Below are 22,539 nucleotides of genomic sequence, written 5' to 3'. Positions count from 1 at the left end.
CGCCATCGGCTCGAGTTCGCTTCAACCCGTCCTGCGGCGGCAAAGCCTCCTCGACGGGTCTCCAGCGCTTGTCGCCGATAGGCAGGCGCCTTGCGCTTTTCTTATTCAACAAGTCATTGAACATTTCGTGAAGCGGTGTGTTATAGATTGACGGTCTTTAATGCTTCCTTTATATTTTAAATTGTTTAGTTTTTAAATAGTTAATAAGGGTAAACTGTTTATGTAAATGGAATAAGAACAGTTTGGAAGAGGAGGCTTTGAATGAAACTAACGAGACTATCCATCCGACGCCCAAAAATGACGATTGTTGGAATGATTTTATTTATTCTACTGGGCGTAGTTTCACTTACAAACTTGCCGCTTCAATTATTCCCGGAGATAGATCCTCCTGTGGGGGCAGTGGTCTCCAGCTATCCTGGAGCCAGTCCGGAAGAAGTAGAAGAAAAAGTGACCAAACCATTGGAAGAGGAATTGTCTACACTTCCCGGGCTTAATCGAATGACGTCTACCTCGGAAGAAGGAATGACTTTAATATTACTGGAATTTTCTTGGGATTCCACGTTAGATGAAGTTGAGCAAGATATAATCACATCCATGAACGTAGCCCAGATAGAGGATGAAGCCAATGACCCTAGTTTTTTAAAGTTTGACCCATCCATGATGGGGATGACTCAAATGGCAATCACCTCAAATAATCAAGAGATTCAAGATTTTCAAGGGGATGTAGAAGATTTTCAGGGAGAGCTGGAACGAATCGATGGCATCGCTAATGTGGATCAAACAGGTGGGGTCACGGAGCGATATGAAGTTAATTTACATCCGGATGAACTTGAAACATATAATTTGAGTCAAGAAGATATTGTGAATGCCATCCAGTCTCATGAAATAGCATTACCAGGCGGTACGGTGGAAACGGACGACCATTCGCTGTCCACACGTGTTCTTCACACTATTAGTAATGAAGAAGAATTAAATGAACTTGTAGTTGGAGCTAATCCTTCAAATGGGAATGACATTTCTCTGTCTGATGTCGCTGAGGTGGAGCTTGCCCCTCCAGAACAAACGGCTATCACTCGTGCAAATCAAAAGCCTGCTTTGCAACTAACAGCTATGAAAGAAACGGATGCGAATGCAGCCTCTGTTTCTTCAACGTTTAATGAAACACTGGATGAACTCTTAAATAAAGAAGAGTACGAAGACTTATCTGTTACTACATTCTATGATGAGGGAGAGTATATTCAGCAATCGATTGACAGTGTTACCATGGCTCTGGTGTTAGGTGGAGTATTTGCTATGGTCGTCCTGTTTTTCTTTCTGAGAAACTTAAAAACTCCTCTCATCATTGGAATCGCTATCCCCTTTTCTGTCATTGTAACTTTCGGATTTTTATATTTTACGGATGTCAGCCTGAATTTGATGACATTGGGCGGATTAGCATTAGGAATTGGAATGCTGGTGGATAACGCTATAGTTGTTATTGAGAATATATATCGACATTTATCCATGGGGTACAAGCCCAAAGAAGCCGCAGCCGAAGGGACGAAAGAAGTAGGCGGCGCTATAACGGCGTCCACCCTTACTACAGTCTCCGTTTTCCTGCCTATTGTATTCATTAGTGGCATAGTAGGTAACATATTTACAGAATTCGCTCTTGCCGTTGCTTTTAGTTTAATTGCTTCCTTGTTTGTTGCGTTAACGGTTGTTCCGATGTTGGCTAGCCGTATTTTAACACTACCTACGGAAAATAAGGAAAAGGACAGACAAAGTTCCACCTTCATGAAAGGGTTGGATCGCTCTATTAAATGGGTGCTTGGCCATCGCGCTGTTACTCTTCTTGTTACCATATCGCTGCTAGCTATTGGAGGAGCTGGTATCGCAGTCACCGGGGTCAACTTTTTGCCGGCTACCGATGAAGGTTTCTTCACGATTGATGTGGAAATGGAAAATGGAACAAAATTGGAAAACACGACCGGCGTTATTGAGGATATTGAAAATATTCTTGATGATGAATCTCTCGTCCAAGATTATATGGCAGTAATTGGATCTTCAGAGGATACAACAGCCATGGGCGGTCCATCTGGATCCAATGAAGCTCAGCTTTTCGTTACTATGATCGATATGGAACAAAGAGATGCGAGTACTTTAGAGTTTGTGGAAGATATAGAAGATGAGATCACAGGAGTAGAGCGAAATGCAGATATTTCTCTCTCCACACAAGCAGCTGTTGGGGGAGGCGAAGCTAACACCGTAGTATTTACAATGAGTGACAGTGACCTTGAGCATTTGAACGAAGCAGTGAAAGAAGTACAGAGTGATTTAGAAGACGAAAATGTAGTCCGGGACGTAGAAACTTCCCGCGAAGAGAACGTTCCTGAAATGCAAGTCAGAATTGACGATGAGGCCGCGAGAAACAACGGTTTAGTTCCAGCTGAAATCGCGCAAACTGTTAACAATGTAACAAGAGGACAAACAGCTACCTCGATTCAAACAGATAATAATGAGACGTATGACGTCGTTGTGAAATATGCAGACGATAGTTTTAGCACAGTTGAAGATTTAAGAAATTTGTCTATCCAAAATGCGAATGGAGAATATATCACGTTAGATGATGTAGCTGTAGTGGAAGAAGGGGAAGGTCCCGCTGTCATTAACCGGTTGGATCAAGAGCCTAGCGTAGAATTTACAGTCTCGTATAGCACGGATACCAATTTAAATGACATGTCTCAGTTGATAGAACAAATAATAGAAGACGCTGATTTAGAAGACAGTACGACCTACTCCTTTACCGGAGAACAGGAACTCCTTCAGGATGCAATCAATAGCCTCGTATTTGCTTTTCTTCTGGCGTTGTTGTTTATATATCTTGTGATGGCTGGTCAATTTGAATCATTCAAATATCCATTTGTGGTTATGTTTAGTGTTCCGTTAGTTGTCATAGGTGTAATGATTGCATTAACAGTGACACAAACACCTCTAAGTGTGACAGTATTCATCGGGTTGATTGTGCTTGCTGGAATTGTGGTAAATAATGCCATCGTACTTGTCGATTATATAAACCAAATGAAAGAGAAAGGAATGCCGTCAAGAGAGGCGATTGTGGAAGGAGTGCGGCAGCGTACACGACCGATTCTCATGACAGCTATCACAACCATACTCGGTGTACTGCCACTTTCACTTGGTATTGGGGAAGGTACAGAAATACAACAACCGATGGGTATCGCGGTAATCGGTGGTTTGATAAGCAGCACATTTTTGACACTATTCGTGGTACCTGTGTTGTATAGTTTCCTGGATAAAGAGACGCGTACAATGAATAAACGATTTGTCACACCGGATGGCCAAGTTATTTATCCTCATGAGATAGAAAAAACTTCAGACAAAGAACTTGAGAAAAAAGAAGAAAAAGTGGAAATTTCAAGAGAGGAGAAAGAGGAAGAGAGAAAAGAAGAAACCAACAAAGAGAGTGATAGAGAAGAAACACAAGACAAAGAAGAAAAACAAGATAAGTCTATCCAGGATTTATCAAAAGATGAGATTATTAGCCTTTTAGAGCGCATAGTCGATCACTCAAAAAGTGGAGAAAATGACAGGGGTAAGCGGGATGATAAGAAATAAAAAAGTCAGCGGCAGGGGTTAGTTGACATTGTTCCATCCCGTCCAGTAATATGAAGGTAACTTAAATAATCACCACTAGGGGCGCCTCAAAGGCTGAGAAGGTATCATCGTACCTGTCCCTCAGAACCTGATATGGTTAGTACCATCGTAGGGAAGTGGGCGTAGACCATACGAAAATATCATTGTTTTTCGCATATATTAGTCGCCGCTCTCTTCTTAGAGAGCGGTATTTTATTGTTTAAATCTTGTTCGCTTGTGGAGAACTTTTGTGAGGGTTAGCTACGTCTAGCCCCAGGCGCCATCGGCTCGAGACGCTTCAACACGCACTTTGTCGGCAAGCCTCTTCGGCGGTCTCCAGCACTTGTCACCGATAAGCGGACGCTTTTCGCTTTCGTTAAGATAGAAAAAGTATAAATGGAGGGGTAGAAGATGAAAGAGGTACCTATGGCATTATCCATTGCGGGAACGGACCCAACAGGAGGGGCTGGGATACACGCAGATTTAAAAACATTTCAAGAGTGTGACACGTATGGAATGGCTGTTGTCACATCGGTTGTTTCACAAAATACAGAAGGAGTGCGCGATGTTTGGCATGTACCTGTGGAGTTGATTAAGAGTCAATTGAATGCAGTGTTTGAAGATACGAGACCGCAAGCAGTGAAAACGGGAATGTTGGCTACTCCAGAAATAATCAATAGTGTCGCCGATAGGATAGAAGCAGAAAAAGTTCCTCTAGTCGTAGATCCTGTCATGGTAGCAACTAGCGGCGATTCACTTATGGAAGAAGAAACCGAGAAGTTAATGAGGACACGATTGCTCCCGTTGGCAACCATTATTACCCCGAATAAAGATGAAGCAGAAAAGTTAATAGGCCAATCCATCTCTAGTTTAACAGAAGCAAAAGAAGCTGCCAGACATCTTGTAGAGGAACTAGGGGCCGGGTCTGCTCTTGTAAAAGGTGGACATTTTTCGGGAGACGCTACCGATATCCTATATGCAGGAAATGAATTTTATTACTTCTCTGCTCCGCGGACAGAGACAAACCATACGCACGGCACTGGCTGTACTTTGTCAGCAGCAATAGCCGCAAAATTAGCAAGAGGATATAACATTGCAGACGCCGTAGATGAGAGTAAACAATTTATCACAGAAGCGATCTCTCAACCGCTAGGAATTGGGAAAGGAAATGGACCGGTGAATCATTTTGCTTCCCGCCTCACGAGAGATGAATTGTTTGTAGAAAGGAGGATGTATCATGGAAAGTAAGGAAGTCAGCGCGTTTTTAGAGGCAGTGAGGGAACGTGCTCCATTGATTCACAATATAACAAACACGGTTGTCTCAAATTTTAACGCTAACGGACTGCTTGCGTTAGGTGCCTCTCCTGTTATGGCAAACGCTGTGGAAGAAGCAGCTGATATGGCTTTAAACAGCGACGCACTTGTTCTTAATATCGGTACGTTAGAAGCATCACAAGTAGAAGCAATGCATCTCGCTGGGAAGGCTGCAAATGAAAAGGGGATTCCCGTTGTCTTGGACCCGGTCGGAGCCGGTGCCACTTCGTATCGCACACAAACAGTGCATGAACTTCTAAAGGATATAAAAATAAGTATTTTACGTGGAAATGCAGCTGAGATAGCAGCTGTAGCAGGCCTCCAAAGCCAAATTAAAGGAGTCGATTCGGCTGTAGATAACAAAGACACAGTCCGAATTGCTTTAGAAGCGTTCCAAGCCTTGCAAGTTCCAGTTGCGGTGACAGGGCCGAAAGATGCGATAACAGATGGCGACACCATTTATACGGTAGAGAACGGTCATTCCATGCTGACCCGAATCACGGGTAGTGGTTGTTTATCGAGTGCTATTATTGCAGCATTCTTGACAGTGTCCCCAAATACGTTAGAAGGGGCAGCAGCGGCCTTAGGTTTTTACGGCGTGTCTGCAGAAAGAGCCGAAGGATATGCTTCGATGCAAGGGCCTGGCACATTCCAGGTGGAATTATTGAATGCTCTCTATCATGTAGGAGAGATGGAGATGAAACAGCAAATTAATATTTATAAAGAAGTGAGAACGGAGGGGGAGTAACATGAAAAGAGAAACCCTGTCTCTTTATTTTATTATGGGAAGTAACAATACAAGTGAAGACCCCCTCATAGTATTGGAACAAGCAATTATGGGAGGGGTGACTTGTTTCCAATACCGTGAAAAAGGAAGCGGCGCTTTGACTGGGATAGAAAAGGAAAAGCTCGGTCGTGAACTTATGTCCGTTTGTCGAAAGTACCAAGTGCCGTTCATTGTAAATGACGACGTGGACCTGGCTATCAAATTGAAAGCAGATGGTGTCCATACCGGCCAGGATGACCAGCCATTAGAAGAAGTGAAAAAAATGATCCCTTCTTCAATGATAACGGGTGTTTCTGCAAAAACGTTAGACGAAGCACGAGAAGCAGAAAAGCAGGGAGCAGACTATATTGGAGTTGGACCTATGTTTGCAACGAAAACAAAAGAAGATGCGGAAGCCCCTGTGGGACCAAGCACTATTCAACAGTTGAGGCGTCAAAAAATAACCCTCCCTATAGTAGGTATTGGAGGAATAGAGGTTGGGAATGCACAGCAAGTGATAGATGCCGGAGCAGATGGAATTTCCCTCATCTCAGCTATTAGTCAAGCAAAGGATCCCGAGCAAGCGGCCCGCTTATTAAGAGAGAGCATATCGTTTTAAGTTTTAAATGAGAGGGTAGATTTTTTGTAGCATTGTTCTTAACCAAAACAGGGCAGTAGGAGAAATATGTATATGTCTACTGGGTTTTCTTACATTGCACAAAAATCTATTGGAGAGATGTGAATGACAGTCGATGCCTTCCTCTTAGTTACTATCTATTTATTAGTACAACTTCTGGCTAACAGGCTCATCTCTTCTTCGAAAATCGGTCGATTTAAATGGCTTTCTTTTTCAGGTGGAGTAGCAGTCTCGTATGTTTTTGTTTACATCCTTCCCTCCATGCACCGAGAACAGGAGGATTTTCCAGGAGATATGGGGTTAACGATGGAATCAGAAATGTATGTTCTCGGTCTTGGTGGGTTACTTATTTTTTACGGGGTTCACAAAGCTGCCGAACGGGCTTCCCGCAATCACTCACAAGGCGAAGGCCAATTTTTTTGGATTCAAATGATTTTTTTCACGATGTACAATATGCTCGTTTCTTATATTGTGTTTGCTTCTAGCATTGAGGGAGCAAGAGCGCTGTTTTATGGTACAGCAGTTGGTTTACACTTTATGGCGGTATCTCATGATCTATGGAGAGAAGATAGTAAAAGGTATGAATCAGTTGGCAGGTTCATGCTGGCCGCCGGGATTTTCGGAGGCTGGCTTATCGGCGTATTTGCGCCCTTACCAGAACAGGTGCTGGCTATTGTTTTTGCTTTTATCTCAGGAGCTATGATTTTAAATGTGTTAAAAAAAGAGCTTCCTTCTGAGGAAAATGCTCATTTTAAAACGTTTCTATTAGGGTCATTAGGATATACATTCTTAACACTTTCGTTAAAATACTTCTTCGATTGGTAAATGTAAGATACGGGTTGCTCCATGAAAGGGGAGTGACCTTTTTTATGTTTACGTCATCCACTTTTTTAGTTAGTTGTTTAAATTACAACAATAGAAGTCTAGTGTTGACAACATTAGTTCCGTAACGAACTAGAGAAAAACTAACCATGATGTTTTAACTATCATTCAAAATATTCCATTTATTAGATATAATGAAATAACAATGAATATAGTAATAGAGGAAGGAGGTTCAAGAGTTATTCAGTGGTAAGAAAAAACAATAGTTGCTGATGAAAGGGAGGGACAGCCGGTGCCTGCTATCGTGTTAGCCATTATAGGACTGGTAGTGTTCGCGCTTGGGTACCGTTATTATTCTAAGTTTATTGCAGAACGAATTTATCGTTTGGATCCTAACTTTCGAACACCCGCTCATCAATTTCGAGACGGAGTAGATTTTGTGCCGACCAATAAGTGGGTATTATGGGGCCATCATTTTACTTCTGTTGCGGGGGCAGCCCCTATTGTAGGGCCGGCTGTCGCTGTTTACTGGGGATGGCTGCCTGCTTTTTTATGGGTGGTACTAGGTACTGTATTTGCTGCCGGTGTTCATGACTTCGGAACGCTTGTTTTATCAGTTCGTAACAAAGGACAGTCCATTGGAACATTGGCCGAAAGAATTATCGGCCGGCGTGCGAAACTGTTATTTTTATTTATTATCCTAATCCTTGTTTTAATGGTAAATGCTGTATTTGCTTGGGTGATATCCAATCTGTTTGTCACCTTTCCGGCTAGTGTATTAGCTGTCTTTATTCAAATTCCATTAGCGATTTGGATTGGTTATTCTGTTAATAAAAAAGGAAAAAGCATGCTGTTTCCTTCGTTGGCTGCTCTCTTCGTTATGTATGCAGCAGCTGTAATTGCCAGTCAAATACCTGCTCTTCAAATTGACTTAGTTACTTATTTTGGAGGAGAAGGGGCAGTGGGGCCTCTTGGGCTAGGTGCTGTTTCCTGGGCTTTTCTTGTGTGGATAGCTATTTTAATGATTTATGTTTATATCGCTTCTATTTTACCAGTATGGAAATTGCTCCAGCCTCGTGATTATATTAACTCTCATCAATTGGTAGTCGGTTTAGCTATTCTTTATCTAGGCCTTCTATTTACTTGGCCTGCGCCAGAAGTGACGGCTCCTGCGACGCGAGACGTTTCTGATGTATCTTGGTTCCCATTACTATTTATCACCATTGCGTGCGGAGCCATTTCTGGCTTTCATGGTCTAGTGTCCTCGGGTACGTCGTCGAAACAATTAAATAAAGAAACAGATGCTCGCTTTGTAGGATATTTCGGGGCAATCGGTGAAGGGACCTTGGCCTTGATTACTATATTAGCGGTGACTACGTTTTTTGCTACACAAAGTGATTTTCTTGCAGCTTATGAGAGCTATACTGTTGCAAACGCAGACGGATTAACTCATTTTATCGGTGGAGCCGGACTGCTTGCCACATCACTTGGGATTCCAGCAGCTACTGCCGAAACTATTGTGGCGGTAATTGTTGTCAGTTTTGCGGCGACTACTTTGGATACTTCGGTGCGCTTAATGAGATATATCATTTCAGAACTTGGTCAAGAATACAAGGCACCGATGTTAACTAAAAAGCATGTGGCTACTTCTATTGCCGTTGGAGCGAGTACTCTCTTAGTGCTCACCCCCGGGGATGATCGTGGCTTTGGCTCGGGAGGCTATTTGCTTTGGCCTTTATTCGGTACATCCAACCAACTGCTCGCTGGCATTAGCTTACTCTTAATCTCTATTTGGCTGCGAAGAAAAGGCCGTGCAATTTTGTACACGTTGATACCAATGATTTTCCTATTGTTTATGACGCTGTGGGCTATGGCAAGTCAGGTGTTCTTTGAATGGTCGGGGTACGGAGAAGGAGATACCCAGCTGCTTCTATTCGTCCTAGGAGCGATTATTTTAGGGTTTACCATTTGGATTCTCTTGGAAGCCATTGCTTTATTCCGAAAAGAATCACCCAACCAAAAACCGTTTGATGAATAGTAAAGGAAATGTATCAAAAGGTATCAATATAGTTGAAAAACATTTCGCTTTCACCACGGGCACAAGTGCGACATCAGTTCAAGCTGCACTATGTTTGCTTTCACTGTGTCTTCTTAGCCGCAGGGCAACGCTTCAGCTTCCTCGTAAGCAAAACCCACTCACTGCGGGATCTTACTGCCACAGGATGTGGTGGCTTCTACGTTGCACATAGGACGTGTGCGATTTTAGTAGAAGCTCCTCTGTTGCTTTTCCCGCAGGAGTCTTCATGTTTTTCAACTCATATCTTAATAAATTAAAAATATCAATATTTTTGATACAGCCCCTTCCGTTCTATTACCCTCTTAGCAGACTTCTTTTCGCCAATTGTGAATAGGAGATGTATAGATATGAAGAAACTTAGCGTTAAAAAATTATTGGAGTTTTATGATGAAGTTCTAAGTCTGCCGCATAAATCTGAAATGAAAAGAGAAATAAGAGATGAGGATGATGTGTTTCTCCTGCTATGTTTTTCGGAGTTGCTCGGCATACCTAATCCGGTTTCCTATTATACACTTGAATTGTATCCAGAAATGATAGAACGGTTTCATGAATGGCATCTCCGTATGGGAATGGAAAAATCTCCATTAACAGGCATTCGCTGTTGTTAAAGAAAGGAGGGAGATTGATGTTTGAACAAAAAATCGTCTTCTTTGGAGGTAAAGGCGGAGTGGGGAAATCAACTATCTCATCTGCTTATTCCCTTGCTGCGGCGGAATGCGGCAAAAAAGTACTGCTTGTTTCTACAGATCCTGCTCATAACCTAGGTGATATTTTTGATATTGCCTTGGGTGATAGAAAGAAAAAAATACACCATAACCTTTGGGCCACTGAGATACAGCCTGAAGAAGAATCGAGCCGTTATATTCAGCAGGTGAAAGATAATTTAAAAGGGCTTGTAAAGTCCCATTTGGCGGAAGAGGTACATCGGCAAATTGATCTTGCAGCCATTTCGCCCGGCGCGGAAGAAGCGGCTTTATTCGATCGCCTTGTCCAGATTGTATTAGAAGAAAAAGAATACGATATGATTGTGTTTGACACCGCTCCGACCGGGCATACCGTTCGTCTGCTCTCACTTCCGGAGATGATGGAGGCATGGGTGGACGGGATGCTGCAGCGCAGGCAGTCGATTAATGAAAATTTTTCCCAATGGTTAAACGATGGAGAACCTGTGGATGATCCTATTTACCGAGTTTTGATGAATAGGAAAGAGCGCTTTTCTCAAGCACGACGTCTTCTTATAGATAAAAAGAAAACAGCCTACATGTATGTCTTAACGCCGGAAAAACTTCCTATTACAGAAACAAAACGTGCACTAACTTTGCTTTCACACGCTGGGTTACAAGTGAGTAACTTATTCATTAATAAATGTCTGCCTGAAGAAGCGGGAGATACATCGTTTCTACAAAAGAGAAGGCGGCAAGAGAAAGTCTACATGGAAGAGATAAACGATACCTTTCCTGAGCAATCTAAGCACTTCATCCCCCTGCTTGAAGAGGATATTTCTTCGTCAGAGGCGCTACATACCGTGAAAGATAGACTTGTGGTTTCCACGTAACATTAAAAAGCTGTCTAAAGAGGTGTGCCACCTTCTTTGGACAGCTTTTGTCTGTGTTAGATGTCAAGAAGTTCACGAATGTCTTCTTCCGAAAGGGAAGTTAGATTCGTCTCACCGGATTGAATCACCTGGTCAAAGAGAGCTTTCTTTTTGTTTTGCAAAGCTTGTATTTTTTCTTCAATCGTCCCTTGAGATATAAGTTTTATCACTTGAACGACTCGCTTTTGACCAATGCGATGAGCACGGTCGGCTGCTTGATGCTCAACGGCTGGATTCCACCACAAATCAAATAAAACGACGGTATCTGCTCCGGTTAGATTGAGCCCAGTACCACCTGCTTTTAATGAAATGAGAAAGGCATCTTTGTCTCCGTTATTAAATTGGTCAGCCATCTTGACTCTTTCTTCAGAAGGAGTACGACCATCAAGATAATAATAGGACCAGCCTTCTCGGTCAAATGCTTGCGCGATCATTGATAGCATCGTTGTGAATTGAGAAAATATGAGAACACGTTGACCATTTGCTTTCGCTTCTTTCATAAAGTGAAGAAGTTCATCCAACTTACCTGAACCGCCTTCATAGTTCTCTAGGAACATACCGGGATGGCAGCAAAGCTGGCGTAGTCGGGTTAGGTTAGCTAAAATATTCATGCGATTCTCTTGGAAAGAACCGCTGTTCAACTGAGCTTTCGTCTCTTGTTTAATACGATTTAAATAGGCAACGTAAGTTTCCCGCTGCTCTTTTGAAAGCTCGCAATGCCGGTTTGTTTCAATTTTATCGGGAAGCTCTTTTAATACTTCTTTTTTCGTGCGACGTAAAATAAAAGGAGACACCCTGTTACGAACCTGATGAGGAGATATGTCTTTAAACGTCTTCACATCAGGGAAAAGCCCAGGCATGATAATAGCAAACAGAGACCACAGTTCATCGATTTTATTTTCAATCGGGGTGCCGCTAATTGCGAACACTCTCCTTGCTTGTATCATCTTCACGGCACGAAACGTTTTTGAAGTAAAATTTTTCAAAGCTTGTGCTTCGTCTAAAATGAGACCATGGAAAGTAAGGTCTTCATATAAATCAGTGTCCCGGCGAAGCAGAGGATAAGAAGTAATGATAATATCAACCTCTTCCAAGTTCTCGAGTTGCTTTCTTCGTTCTGCTTTTGGCCCATAAACGAGACGGATATTTAAGGAAGGAGCGAACATTTCTACTTCCTTTTTCCAATTAAATGTAAGAGAAGAGGGAGCGACAACTAGGAATGGGGACCAAGTTGGGTGTTCTTCTCGCTCTGAACAGATATAACTCAACGTTTGGATTGTTTTACCGAGCCCCATATCATCCGCTAAAATTCCGCCAAACCCGTATAATGAGAGAGCTTTCATCCATTTAAAACCTCTCTCTTGGTAATCACGGAGAATACCGTCTAGATGGGCAGGGACGTTTGCTTTGAGCATCTCTGGGGAATTCACGGCCTGTAACAGCTTGTTTACACTCTCTGCTTTATTCCATTGTCTCCCTTGGTTCAGATAATGATCAGCTTGGAATGTTTTGTAGGAAGGCAAGCGTAAAGAGCCATCCTGCCAGTCCGATGCGTCAGCACCTGATTCTTCCATTAATTGACGTAACCCTGAGAGCATCTCATCGTTTAAGGCAACATAGTTTCCTTCTTGTGTCTTAAAGTAAGTTTTCTTTTCTTTTAAAGAAGCCATCAAGGCTTGTAATTCTTCTTCTTTAATATCATCAGTACGAAAAGAAATGTCTAGCCATCCCTGTGTTTCATCAAGTGTAGATTCTATCGCATAAGCTTCTGGTTGAATAAGCATCTTCTCAACTTCATTACTCATAAAAACATCGGCTTCCTCATGCATAAGGGGTAACACTTCTGTAAGGAAGTAAAATGCCGTATCTGAATCTGCCAAAGTGAGCGAATCCCCGTTCCAATGGAATCCCGCCGTTTCAATAAGGTGAAGAAGTTTTTCTTCTTTTTTCGTATCACGGGCAATAATGGTAGTGTCATCGGAATAATGTCTATCTTCTGTGATAGCATGAAAAGAGTGAGGACCATATACGAAGATAGGGTCAGCGTAAAGGACATTATCTCTTTTATCTAAGTAAACCTTTGCTTCTACAGGGTATTCCGCGATAAGACGATCAACCTGCTCCTCGACGGTTATCCGTCCTTTCGTTTTTAACAGAGACAGCTTAGAGTACACCTGCTCAATCTCGCCTTTATCTAGCTGAATTCGTCCTTTTGGCGTATCCATTAACATCTGATACAGGAGCTTGGTAGAATCATTTTCATCCTCAGGCATTTCGAACAAACGATCATTCCACACATAAAAAGGTGTCAAGCTGATCGGGCGAGGTGGATAATCGTAAGACGAATAGGATAAATAATAATTCTCTCTCTCTTTAGCTAAGTGAAAAGTCCCTGGCCACTGACTTTTTATCATGAGAGGAACTGGTTGATTACCGATCGTTTGTGTAATATAAACATTGGCGCAGTGAGTGAGAGCCCGAATGAGAGGCTCAGCAGCAATGGGAGGAATGGTAATATCAGATGAGGGCATTGAGTCACCCCTCAACAAGAGATTCGTTTGCTTTCCCGCCCATTGTTCGTTGATAAATGCCTGCTCGAGTAAACGGAGTGCCTCTTCATCAGAAGGCGTAAAATAGTGATACGTCGGATCAAAAGTGAACGTCTTAGTTATGGGAAGCATGGAACGTTCCCGTAAGGATTGAAACAAGGCTCCTGCATCTTTCACAATATAACGTTTTCCTGTCCCGATCCTTAACTGAACAGAGAGAAAAAGTTCCTGCAGGTTGTCATAATCTTTATGAAAAGTTATATGATACTCGGCTTGTAAGGCTTCTCCGTCCATGTCATTTGAGTCGTGCATGCGGCCGGTAAAATGGTCCATAAATAATTGCTTCATTTTTTCAGCCTGCACGTTGTCAAGTCTCCTTCGTTTCTTACGACTAGTTGTTCTATTTTCGTGTGAAGGGGGAGTGTCGACAGGCGAGAGTGTTAGCAAAACAGCAGCAATATGTTTACAAATGTCCATTATATCCTGGTGAGCAGGACAACTGCACGTATACTTTTGCATGTCTCCATCTTCATGAAATAAGAGATCAACCTCGTAGAGAGATGTACCGCTGACCATCGCTGTGATTTTTGTATGTGAACCAGCCACATTTTTATTTATGTTCTTCACTCGACCCTCACTCCAATAAGAGAGAGCACGAGAATATATTGTCTTACCTGCTAGCTTGCGTATCTTATCTTTCGTAGGAAAGCGCAAAACCTTCCCTCCTTTGCCTATATGCATAACTTCCATTTTAACATAAAGAGTGACTTATGATCAGAGGGGGCACCTCTTGACAAAGCGCTCGTTTTGTTTTTCTGACTCCCTGAGAAGAATGAAGGGTGTTTCCATTGTTCATACATTATTCAAAAACTCCAATAAGGGTTGAAATCAATAGAAATCAGGAGAATAATAGAGAAAAATAGATATGACGAACGCTTACATAAAGTTTGGTTAAAATGAAAAGGTGTGGTAGAATCCATTTGTTCACAACGGTCGGTTTTCGTAGAAAGACGAAAACCAATATTTGTAAACAAAAGAGCAGGAACTGGACGGTACGTATCCTGTTCACATACTAAACTACTCATTGTTTATTCCTTTAGATGAAATGATACGTTTCATTCACGCCAACAAGAAAGCTTTAGATTTATATCAGCGGCTAATCATTTTCCGAATACCCACACGGTAAAAATGATCTATTGCTGTAAAACGTATCAATTTGTTTGAGAACAAGCCGTACGTCCTGTGCAAGTCACAGCGCTTTGTGCTTTCTTTTTATAAAATGAGTCAGCGGAAGCTCATTGAATGAAATGGGTCTTACTTTCAATACTAATGAGAATAACGGAGGAAATAGAAAGAAGGGGAAAAAAAGAAAGTGAACATCGCAAAATTAAAAAATGAATGGTTTGGTAACGTTCGCGGAGATATATTAGCTGGTATCGTTGTCGCATTGGCACTTATTCCAGAGGCAATTGCTTTCTCCATTATTGCTGGGGTGGATCCTATGGTCGGTCTATACGCTTCTTTTTGTATAGCGGTTGTTATAGCTTTTGTAGGCGGACGTCCCGGGATGATTTCTGCAGCAACCGGTGCAATGGCATTGTTAATGGTGACACTCGTGGCAGAACATGGACTGGAGTATTTATTAGCAGCCACCATTTTGACAGGTATTATACAAATTGTCATTGGGTTTAGTAAATTATCAGTCCTTATGAAATTCATCCCGCGTTCCGTTATGGTTGGTTTTGTTAACGCATTGGCGATACTCATATTTATGGCTCAAATTGAACATTTCCAAGGTGAAAGTTGGATTATGTACGCTCTTGTAGCGTTAACGTTGTTTATTATTTACCTATTTCCTAAAGTATCAAAAGCTGTACCATCGACCCTTGTTGCTATCATTATTGTCAGTGCTCTTGCAATCTTTATGAGTTTTGACGTACGGACAGTAGGAGATATGGGAGCTTTGCCAGATACGCTTCCTATTTTCTTGATTCCAGATATCCCGCTGACATGGGAAACTTTAACGATTATTTTCCCGTATGCCTTAGCTCTTTCTATTGTCGGTCTCTTGGAATCTTTATTGACTGCTTCGATTGTCGATGACATGACAGACACAGATAGTGACAAAGATAAAGAATGCCGAGGTCAAGGGTATGCCAACGTCGTTTCTGGATTTTTTGGAGGAATGGCAGGCTGTGCAATGATTGGACAATCGGTGATAAATGTGAAATCAGGAGGGGCCGGTCGATTATCTGCTTTGGTTGCTGGCGTTTTCTTGATATTTCTTATTCTCGTTCTCGGTAATCTCGTAGTACAGATTCCAATGGCCGCGCTAGCCGGCGTGATGATTATGGTGTCGATCAGCACGTTCGACTGGAATTCCATTAAAATGATGCCGAGAATACCAAAAACAGATACCACCGTCATGCTCGTAACAGTAGCAACAGTAGTGATCACACACGATTTATCAAAAGGGGTTTTTGCCGGTGTTATATTAAGTGCTATCTTCTTTGCCGCGAAAATATCAAAAGTGAAGATAACGTCCAGCATGATTGGAACTCAAAAGGTATATCAAGTGAACGGTCAACTGTTCTTTGCTTCGGTTACGGATTTCACAAAAGGATTTGATTTTAACGAAGATGTCGAGCAAGTAAAGATTGACTTATCAGCTGCTCACGTCTGGGATGATTCTGCTGTGGAAGCGATTGAAAAAGTAAAAAGCAAATTTGAACAGAAGCACATTAAAGTGAAGCTGACCGGCTTAAATCAAGAAAGTTCAAACCTGATGAACAAACTAGATGGATTATCCGGTCATTAATAAAAAAGTGCGTCCATTGAATGGGACGCACTTGATCTTTCTTCACATTTAAAACACTATAAGAGGACAATACCAAATCTAAAGGGGAGGTGTGAAAAGAATGTATAAAAAAGTGTTACTTGCTGCAGATGGTTCAGAACATTCTTATCGTTCCGCAGAGCATGCTATTGCACTTGTGGAAGGAAAAGAAGAGGGGCACATAGACATCATTTACGTCGTAGACGGCTCAAAGTCAAAATCCGATGTTCTTCAATATGGGAATTCGGAGTTAATTCAACATAAGCGTAAAGAGAAGTTATCCGCGATCGAGAAGAAATTACAAGCGCACAACGTAACTTACGAACTCCATATTGAGCATGGAGAACCTGGCCCATCCATTGTTAAATTTGCAAACAACGGGGAGTATGACTGTGTCGTTTTAGGTAGCAGGGGTCTCAATCAACTGCAAACAATGGTGCTCGGAAGCGTCAGTCACAAGGTTGCAAAACGAGTGAATTGCCCTGTGATGATTGTTAAGTAGTCTCATATTATTCTCGGACCTCTTGGTAAAGAAAAAGACTGATTCCATGGTATGCCTGCCATGGAGTCAGTCTTTTTTGTTTACGCTTGTGGGTAACTTTCTTTAAGGCAGCGGGTTTCTTTGCTGTCCCTTTAGCAAGTAATCAACAAAGCTACCTGCAATCATTCCTAAAAAGAAGTCCTGGATGTCCCACGTGTCACCGGCCAACCCATACAATACACCGATTCCTCCGAAAATGATCGTATAACGCACTCTCATGATCGTATTAAAGTATGGAAAAGATGCTTGCAAACTTTCTAAAAAGAACGGTGAAAAGTAAACAGCCACAATGATGACTACGATGATAATAAATAAGGCTTCCATAATCGTCGCCTCCTACTAATAGGATAGCCAAACAATATAAGCTGATACCTTTCTTTTTTCCGTTTTATTACAAGTTTAAACAGAGGCCGTGATTGGTTTTATCATCATCTTTAACAATAAAGCGATAATTACAGCAAGAGTCATGGTGCTAACTAACCCGAGACTTGTGCTGCCAGTAAGCCCTAAGATGATATATCCTGCAAGCGCACTTCCCGCAGTGATGAGGGCGTAGGGAAGTTGAGTCATGACGTGATCAATATGGTGACTTCCTGCACCTGTGGATGACAGAATAGTTGTATCAGAAATTGGAGAACAGTGATCCCCTAAAATGGAGCCCGCCAAAACAGCCGCAAGCATAGGTAACATCATTGTTATGTCGAGCGTTGCAGCAATTTCTCCAGCAATAGGAAGCAAAATGGAAAAAGTCCCCCACGACGTGCCAGTTGAAAAGGCCATAAATCCAGCGAGCAAAAATAAAAGTCCAGGAAGCAGGAACAAAGGAATCGAGCCGTCTATATAATTGGCTAAATACATCCCGGTTCCTAATTCATCTATGATCGCTACGATGAGCCAAGCAAAAATGAGTATATAAATTGCCGGTAACATTGTCCCTATCCCTAATCTTGTAGTCTCCCACATGGAAGCCATAGTAGGACGTTTCGCAAGCGTAAGAAAAACAGATACGATAAGACCTGCAATTCCACCATATAACAAGGAACTAGCGACATCAGTTTCAGCGAATACGGATAAGGGAGTTACCGTGTCAGCCGCTGCTGCACCAGTGACAATCATACTAACTACAGTAGTTAAAATGAGAACAAGTATAGGGACGATTAAATCTCTTAGTTTTCCTTGAGATTCATCTACTTTCGTTACTTCTGTTTCTATCATCCCTGATCGAGATGGGTCTATGACGTGATGCTCTTTAACTGCTCGTTCTTCATGGATCCGCATAGGGCCGAAATCTAATTTCCAGACAATAACAAGGAAAACGAACAACAGAGCGGTCAGCGCGTAAAAGTTCATCGGTATCATGTATATGAACGCCTGTAACCCCCCGTATTCTGTCACAGAGTGACTATCCAAGACATCTGCAATAACTGTAATAATATAAGCCCCCCAACTTGATAATGGGGCGATCACACAAATCGGCGCAGCGGCGGTATCGACAATATAAGCAAGCTTCGCGCGCGAGACATGATGTCTGTCTGTCAACGGACGACTTACTTGTCCTACTGTTAAGCTATTGAAGTAATCATCGATAAACACAAGGATACCTAGAAACAACGTAATTAACTGAGCACCGACACGTGTTTTTACACGTTGAAGCGCCCATTCTCCAAAGGCATGACTGCCCCCAGAGAAACTGATCATTGCAGCCATCACTCCGAGAAGCAATAAAAATAATATAATGTAAAATTCCCAGTTATTGATCGCTCCGTCAGTGACAAAAATCCCGGCAAAATTACTCCATATAATGGAGAGGGCACCAGGAATTGACCACTCACTCAGTATGAAAGCTCCGATAATAATACCTGCACCGAGAGAGAGGAGTACCTTTCTCGTGGCAATAATCATTGCCAAAGCAATTAGCGGAGGCAGGAGCGAAAGGATGGACGGGTTATCCATAAACCTTCTCCTTTCTGCCACGTGGGCTCATTGACTTTGTACTGGCTTGGAAGTATACACTCGTATAACGAGGGGTTATCCTCAATTATTAGAAAAAACTGCCTTAGCTAGATGCCAGGCAGTCGAAAGTCGTCCAGTTGCCACGAAAATTATATCAATGTCTTTACATGGAGGCAACTTTATTTTTCATAGTTAGTCTTACCGTGAGTTCAGCTGAAGAGGATAAATATAGAGAGCTGTTTAGATGCGGTACATAGAGGTGTTACGACTTTCAAAAACAGGTATATTTTTACGTGTTTCTGATGTTAAGTCAAAGTCCAACTCTGCTACCACTGTTTCTTCTCTATCGGCTGAAGCTTTCTTAATGGTGTTTCCTAGCGGATCAATAACCATAGAACAACCAGCAAACTCCGTTCCATTATAAGAGCCGGCACGATTACAGCCAACAACATAAGTCTGATTTTCGATGGCCCGTGCTCTTAGCAAAGCCTCCCAATGGGAAGCGCGGGAAGCTGGCCATTCTGCTGGTATCACTATGACATTTGCTCCCTCAGCAGCTAAGGGACGAAAGAGTTCTGGAAAGCGTAGATCATAGCAGATACCAACCATAGCCTTCAAGTTTTGACTTTCTACCATCACGGGGTGCTTCTCCCCGGCAGTCAAGTACGAGGGCTCATCTAACATAGGAACGAGATGAATTTTATCGTATATTTCAGCAGTTTCCCCATCGCTGGTAATTACAGGAGCCCGGTTCACTACACCCTTTGAAGTTTTTACCGCATAGGAACCGCCAAATAGAAGAATTTTATAAGTCCCAGCTAGCTCTTGTAAAAAAGTGAGTATTTTATCATTGTTTTCATCTTCAGCGAGCTCAGACAGCTCATCTAATGTGTAAGCCGTAGTCCACAGCTCGGGTAAAACGACAGCATCCACTGCATGCTCTTGAACGGTTTCTTTAATCCATTGTTCTACTTTTTTACAATTTTCCTCCGGCTTTCCCGGAATAATATCCATTTGGTAAATAGCTAATTTCATGAATGGCACCTCCGCACACGTTCTATAGAAATCGTAACACGAGAAGGAATAATATGCTCTTACTTTAAGAAAGAATTCTCATAGAATGTCAATTCGGGGTATTTATCCTGAGCGGTGCGCATTTGGAATTCATTATCAAATAAAGCCACGATCCGTCCATCCCGGTCGAGAGTCAGGTTTTTTTGTCTTTTTTTAAATTGCTCCAGCTCTGAATTCTCTCCATCTACCCAGCGTGCGATGGAGAAAGGAAGTCGTTCTAGTCGTATGTCTGCATGATATTCATTTTTTAGACGGTACTCCAATACTTCAAATTGAAGGACACCGACTACCCCAATGATTTGTTGTTCTGGATAGCGATTAAAGGTATGGAAGAGCTGCACGGCACCTTCCTCTGTTAATTGCTGTAGACCCTTCTCAAAGGATTTATGCTTCATCGCGTCTTTTACGGAAATTACTGCAAAATGTTCAGGTGAAAAATGAGGCATTTCCGCGAATTGAAAATTGCTTTTTTCTACCAATGTATCTCCGATTCGAAAAGTACCGGGATCATAAAGCCCGATGATATCTCCGGCATACGCCTCTTGTATAATGTTTCTGTCTTGAGCAAGAAATTGGGTAGGCTGTGCCAAACGCATTGATTTACCTATACGAACATGATTCACATGCATCGCTTGCGAATATTTTCCTGAAGTGATTCGTAAGAAAGCAATACGGTCTCTATGCTTAGGATTCATGTTTGCTTGAATCTTAAAAACAAAACCAGAAAATTCCTGACGATCAGGGTGGATATAGCCTTCATCGCTTTCTCTTCCTACAGGGGCAGGTGCTAGCCGCAAGAAATGTTCAAGGAAATTCTGCACACCGAAATTGGAAATTGCACTGCCAAAAAATACGGGGGTTAATTCCCCATTTATAATTCTATCTTCATCATACGGGTCACCTGCAACATCGAGAAGTTCGATTTCCTCGCGAAATTGTTCCAACAAAGAAGGTTCAATAAGCTCATCTAAAATCGGGTCTTCCGGCCCGGTGGTTTCTTTTATTTCTACATGGGAAGGGTTGGTTGGATTGTATATTTCTAATCTGTTCGTTTGCCGGTCAAAAATACCATGGAAGTCCATTCCCATTCCTATCGGCCAATTCATGGGGTAAGAGCGTATCCCAAGAAGGTTTTCCATTTCTTCCATTAATTCAAAAGGATCTCTTCCTTGTCTGTCCAGCTTATTAATAAATGTAAAAATAGGGATTCCGCGCATGCTGCAAACTTTAAAGAGCTTTTCCGTTTGTGCTTCTACTCCCTTCGCTGCGTCAATCAACATGGTGGCAGAGTCAGCGGCGGTAAGGGTACGGTACGTATCTTCACTAAAATCTTCGTGTCCTGGGGTATCCAAAATATTGATGTGATGATCGTTATATTGGAACTCCATCACAGAACTTGTTACGGAAATTCCGCGCTGCTTCTCAATCTCCATCCAATCACTGGTAGCATGCTTGCTGCTTTTTTTCCCTTTAATAGAGCCTGCCTCCCTAATAGCCCCTCCGAAGTAAAGAAGCTTTTCCGTTAGAGTAGTTTTACCAGCATCAGGGTGGGAGATAATAGCAAACGTTTTTCGTGAATTTATTTCTTCCGTTAGGTTATTACCCATCTAGCATTTCCTTTCTTGTGACAAATAAGATTCTGTGGCTCACGTTTTATTATTCTATCATAGATGTGAATACAGAGAGAACATGGGGATGAGCAGTATAATAATCGAGAAGGAAAGACACCTTTCTAGAGAATGATCAACTGTTAGAAGGGGGTTTTTTTCCAATGTATAGTTAACAGGTAAAAACCTGCCGACTTCCGGCAGGTTTTCATTAAGGGAAAAGTGGGTAGGGTAATAAACAGTGATCGTCTCCTGTGATAGAAAGTCCTTTCAAGAGGGCTGCCGGATGGATTAAGTATAAACAGGATGCTGATTGAGCGCTTGCTCCAGGGTTAAATATTTGGGTACATGTTTAAACGTGATTCCTAAATGAACGATAGTTTGAGATAACTCTGGACGCATGCCGGAAATGCTTGGTTCAATACCTAATAGTTGGAGGGCATCAATAAGCTGAATTAAGTGTTGGGCAAACCATGTATTAATCGTGTTAATTCCAGATAGATCAATAATAATATGGGATAGCTCTAGTTCGGTTGTGCGCTCTAATGTACGCTGTTGAAGAAACTCGGATCGTTCATCATCCATATCTCCAATGAGAGGCAAGACCGCTGTACCTTGTTTAATTGGTACAACAGGGACTGAAATTTCTTGCATTTGTTTTTTTGCATGCTCTAAATCAACAATATGTTTATTTAAAAACGTATGACTAAAAGCATGGGCCGCGTGATCGAGTACATTTTCAAAAGTGCCGTAGACGATGAAGGAGTCATGCAAGGATAGACCATAATCCAGGCATTTTTTCTCGATAACTTTTGTGAGCACTTCACGGAAATGGGGTAGAACACGAAGAGCTCCGGATAAGCTCACCTGGTGTTTTAGACAGAATTGAGCTGCATTTTCTCCCCATGTCCGGATGCTAGCTTTTATTTCTTCCGATTCTGGGTTATGTTGAATCATACCTTCCCCTAATTTTAAGAAGAAATCTTCGCCTATTTGTGTGTCCTTTTCAAATAAATAACGAGTGTCATGACTTTGTATTTGTTCCATTTCCTGCCGCAAGATGTTTTTATTAGTAAGTATTTCCTCGCCAACTTGTTTAAAGACTTGTTCTCGACCACTCATCTTTCTCATTCCTT

At 42.0% G+C, this 22,539-nt stretch carries 16 protein-coding genes and 1 riboswitch; of the genes, 10 read left to right on the top strand and 6 right to left on the bottom strand.

Features of this window, described 5'->3' with window-relative positions:
• Positions 1-261: 261 nt before the first annotated feature.
• The 8 genes from BM095_RS10060 to BM095_RS10025 all read left to right on the top strand — a co-directional run bounded on the left by BM095_RS10060 (position 262) and on the right by BM095_RS10025 (position 10,804).
• Complete coding sequence (locus BM095_RS10060) at positions 262-3,615, top strand: efflux RND transporter permease subunit (protein ID WP_091661137.1); 3,354 nt, start codon at positions 262-264, stop codon at positions 3,613-3,615.
• Between the two features lie 67 nt (positions 3,616-3,682).
• Positions 3,683-3,786, top strand: a riboswitch (TPP riboswitch).
• A 258-nt stretch (positions 3,787-4,044) separates the two neighbouring features.
• Positions 4,045-4,881 (top strand): bifunctional hydroxymethylpyrimidine kinase/phosphomethylpyrimidine kinase, encoded by an 837-nt coding sequence (thiD, locus tag BM095_RS10055; protein ID WP_091661134.1) that lies wholly within the window; start codon positions 4,045-4,047, stop codon positions 4,879-4,881.
• Positions 4,871-5,695: a hydroxyethylthiazole kinase gene (gene thiM / locus BM095_RS10050; RefSeq protein ID WP_091661131.1), complete on the top strand. Its 825-nt coding sequence runs from the start codon at positions 4,871-4,873 to the stop codon at positions 5,693-5,695. The genes thiD and thiM overlap by 11 nt, the downstream gene beginning before the upstream one ends.
• 1 nt (position 5,696) lies before the next feature.
• Positions 5,697-6,332: a thiamine phosphate synthase gene (thiE, locus tag BM095_RS10045; protein ID WP_091661128.1), complete on the top strand. Its 636-nt coding sequence runs from the start codon at positions 5,697-5,699 to the stop codon at positions 6,330-6,332.
• Between the two features lie 123 nt (positions 6,333-6,455).
• Positions 6,456-7,175, top strand: coding sequence for a hypothetical protein (locus BM095_RS10040; RefSeq protein ID WP_091661125.1), 720 nt, complete (start codon positions 6,456-6,458; stop codon positions 7,173-7,175).
• Between the two features lie 289 nt (positions 7,176-7,464).
• On the top strand, positions 7,465-9,210 hold the full coding sequence (locus BM095_RS10035; protein ID WP_091661123.1) for a carbon starvation CstA family protein: 1,746 nt from the start codon (positions 7,465-7,467) through the stop codon (positions 9,208-9,210).
• A 386-nt stretch (positions 9,211-9,596) separates the two neighbouring features.
• On the top strand, positions 9,597-9,857 hold the full coding sequence (locus tag BM095_RS10030; RefSeq protein WP_091661119.1) for a cory-CC-star protein: 261 nt from the start codon (positions 9,597-9,599) through the stop codon (positions 9,855-9,857).
• 17 nt (positions 9,858-9,874) lie between these two features.
• On the top strand, positions 9,875-10,804 hold the full coding sequence (locus BM095_RS10025) for an ArsA family ATPase (RefSeq protein ID WP_091661117.1): 930 nt from the start codon (positions 9,875-9,877) through the stop codon (positions 10,802-10,804).
• Between the two features lie 56 nt (positions 10,805-10,860).
• Here the strand turns inward: BM095_RS10025 and BM095_RS10020 are convergent, their stop codons facing one another.
• On the bottom strand, positions 10,861-14,019 hold the full coding sequence (locus BM095_RS10020) for a DEAD/DEAH box helicase (RefSeq protein ID WP_177194780.1): 3,159 nt from the start codon (positions 14,017-14,019) through the stop codon (positions 10,861-10,863).
• Between the two features lie 745 nt (positions 14,020-14,764).
• On the opposite strand from BM095_RS10020, the gene BM095_RS10015 reads away from it, so the two are divergent.
• Both BM095_RS10015 and BM095_RS10010 read left to right on the top strand, forming a co-directional pair.
• On the top strand, positions 14,765-16,210 hold the full coding sequence (locus BM095_RS10015) for a SulP family inorganic anion transporter (RefSeq protein ID WP_091661110.1): 1,446 nt from the start codon (positions 14,765-14,767) through the stop codon (positions 16,208-16,210).
• A 100-nt stretch (positions 16,211-16,310) separates the two neighbouring features.
• Positions 16,311-16,730: a universal stress protein gene (locus tag BM095_RS10010; RefSeq protein WP_091661108.1), complete on the top strand. Its 420-nt coding sequence runs from the start codon at positions 16,311-16,313 to the stop codon at positions 16,728-16,730.
• 102 nt (positions 16,731-16,832) lie between these two features.
• Here BM095_RS10010 and BM095_RS10005 read toward each other — a convergent pair whose 3' ends face one another.
• The 5 genes from BM095_RS10005 to BM095_RS09985 form a co-directional block, all read right to left on the bottom strand.
• Complete coding sequence (locus BM095_RS10005; RefSeq protein ID WP_091661105.1) at positions 16,833-17,093, bottom strand: hypothetical protein; 261 nt, start codon at positions 17,091-17,093, stop codon at positions 16,833-16,835.
• A gap of 75 nt (positions 17,094-17,168) precedes the next feature.
• Positions 17,169-18,722, bottom strand: coding sequence for a Na+/H+ antiporter NhaC family protein (locus tag BM095_RS10000; RefSeq protein WP_091661103.1), 1,554 nt, complete (start codon positions 18,720-18,722; stop codon positions 17,169-17,171).
• A gap of 240 nt (positions 18,723-18,962) precedes the next feature.
• Positions 18,963-19,757 carry a carbon-nitrogen family hydrolase gene (locus tag BM095_RS09995; protein ID WP_091661100.1) on the bottom strand — a complete coding sequence of 265 codons (795 nt, stop codon included), beginning with the start codon at positions 19,755-19,757 and terminating at the stop codon, positions 18,963-18,965.
• A gap of 59 nt (positions 19,758-19,816) precedes the next feature.
• Complete coding sequence (locus BM095_RS09990) at positions 19,817-21,403, bottom strand: peptide chain release factor 3 (RefSeq protein WP_091661097.1); 1,587 nt, start codon at positions 21,401-21,403, stop codon at positions 19,817-19,819.
• Between the two features lie 291 nt (positions 21,404-21,694).
• Positions 21,695-22,534 (bottom strand): STAS domain-containing protein, encoded by an 840-nt coding sequence (locus tag BM095_RS09985; RefSeq protein ID WP_091661095.1) that lies wholly within the window; start codon positions 22,532-22,534, stop codon positions 21,695-21,697.
• Between the last annotated feature and the right edge of the window lie 5 nt (positions 22,535-22,539).

This window comes from Alteribacillus iranensis (assembly GCF_900113025.1).
In the GTDB taxonomy this organism is placed as follows: domain Bacteria; phylum Bacillota; class Bacilli; order Bacillales; family Marinococcaceae; genus Alteribacillus_A; species Alteribacillus_A iranensis.
This window is presented reverse-complemented; position numbering and strand designations above follow the sequence as displayed.

Coding starts and splice junctions, on each gene's coding strand:
- BM095_RS10060 (WP_091661137.1), top strand. CDS start 262: ATGAAACTAACGAGACTATCCATCCGACGCCCAAAAATGACGATTGTT.
- BM095_RS10040 (WP_091661125.1), top strand. CDS start 6,456: ATGACAGTCGATGCCTTCCTCTTAGTTACTATCTATTTATTAGTACAA.
- BM095_RS10030 (WP_091661119.1), top strand. CDS start 9,597: ATGAAGAAACTTAGCGTTAAAAAATTATTGGAGTTTTATGATGAAGTT.
- BM095_RS09985 (WP_091661095.1), bottom strand. CDS start 22,534: ATGAGAAAGATGAGTGGTCGAGAACAAGTCTTTAAACAAGTTGGCGAG.
- BM095_RS10000 (WP_091661103.1), bottom strand. CDS start 18,722: ATGGATAACCCGTCCATCCTTTCGCTCCTGCCTCCGCTAATTGCTTTG.
- BM095_RS10005 (WP_091661105.1), bottom strand. CDS start 17,093: ATGGAAGCCTTATTTATTATCATCGTAGTCATCATTGTGGCTGTTTAC.
- BM095_RS10025 (WP_091661117.1), top strand. CDS start 9,875: ATGTTTGAACAAAAAATCGTCTTCTTTGGAGGTAAAGGCGGAGTGGGG.
- thiM (WP_091661131.1), top strand. CDS start 4,871: ATGGAAAGTAAGGAAGTCAGCGCGTTTTTAGAGGCAGTGAGGGAACGT.
- BM095_RS10010 (WP_091661108.1), top strand. CDS start 16,311: ATGTATAAAAAAGTGTTACTTGCTGCAGATGGTTCAGAACATTCTTAT.
- thiD (WP_091661134.1), top strand. CDS start 4,045: ATGAAAGAGGTACCTATGGCATTATCCATTGCGGGAACGGACCCAACA.
- BM095_RS09990 (WP_091661097.1), bottom strand. CDS start 21,403: ATGGGTAATAACCTAACGGAAGAAATAAATTCACGAAAAACGTTTGCT.
- thiE (WP_091661128.1), top strand. CDS start 5,697: ATGAAAAGAGAAACCCTGTCTCTTTATTTTATTATGGGAAGTAACAAT.
- BM095_RS09995 (WP_091661100.1), bottom strand. CDS start 19,757: ATGAAATTAGCTATTTACCAAATGGATATTATTCCGGGAAAGCCGGAG.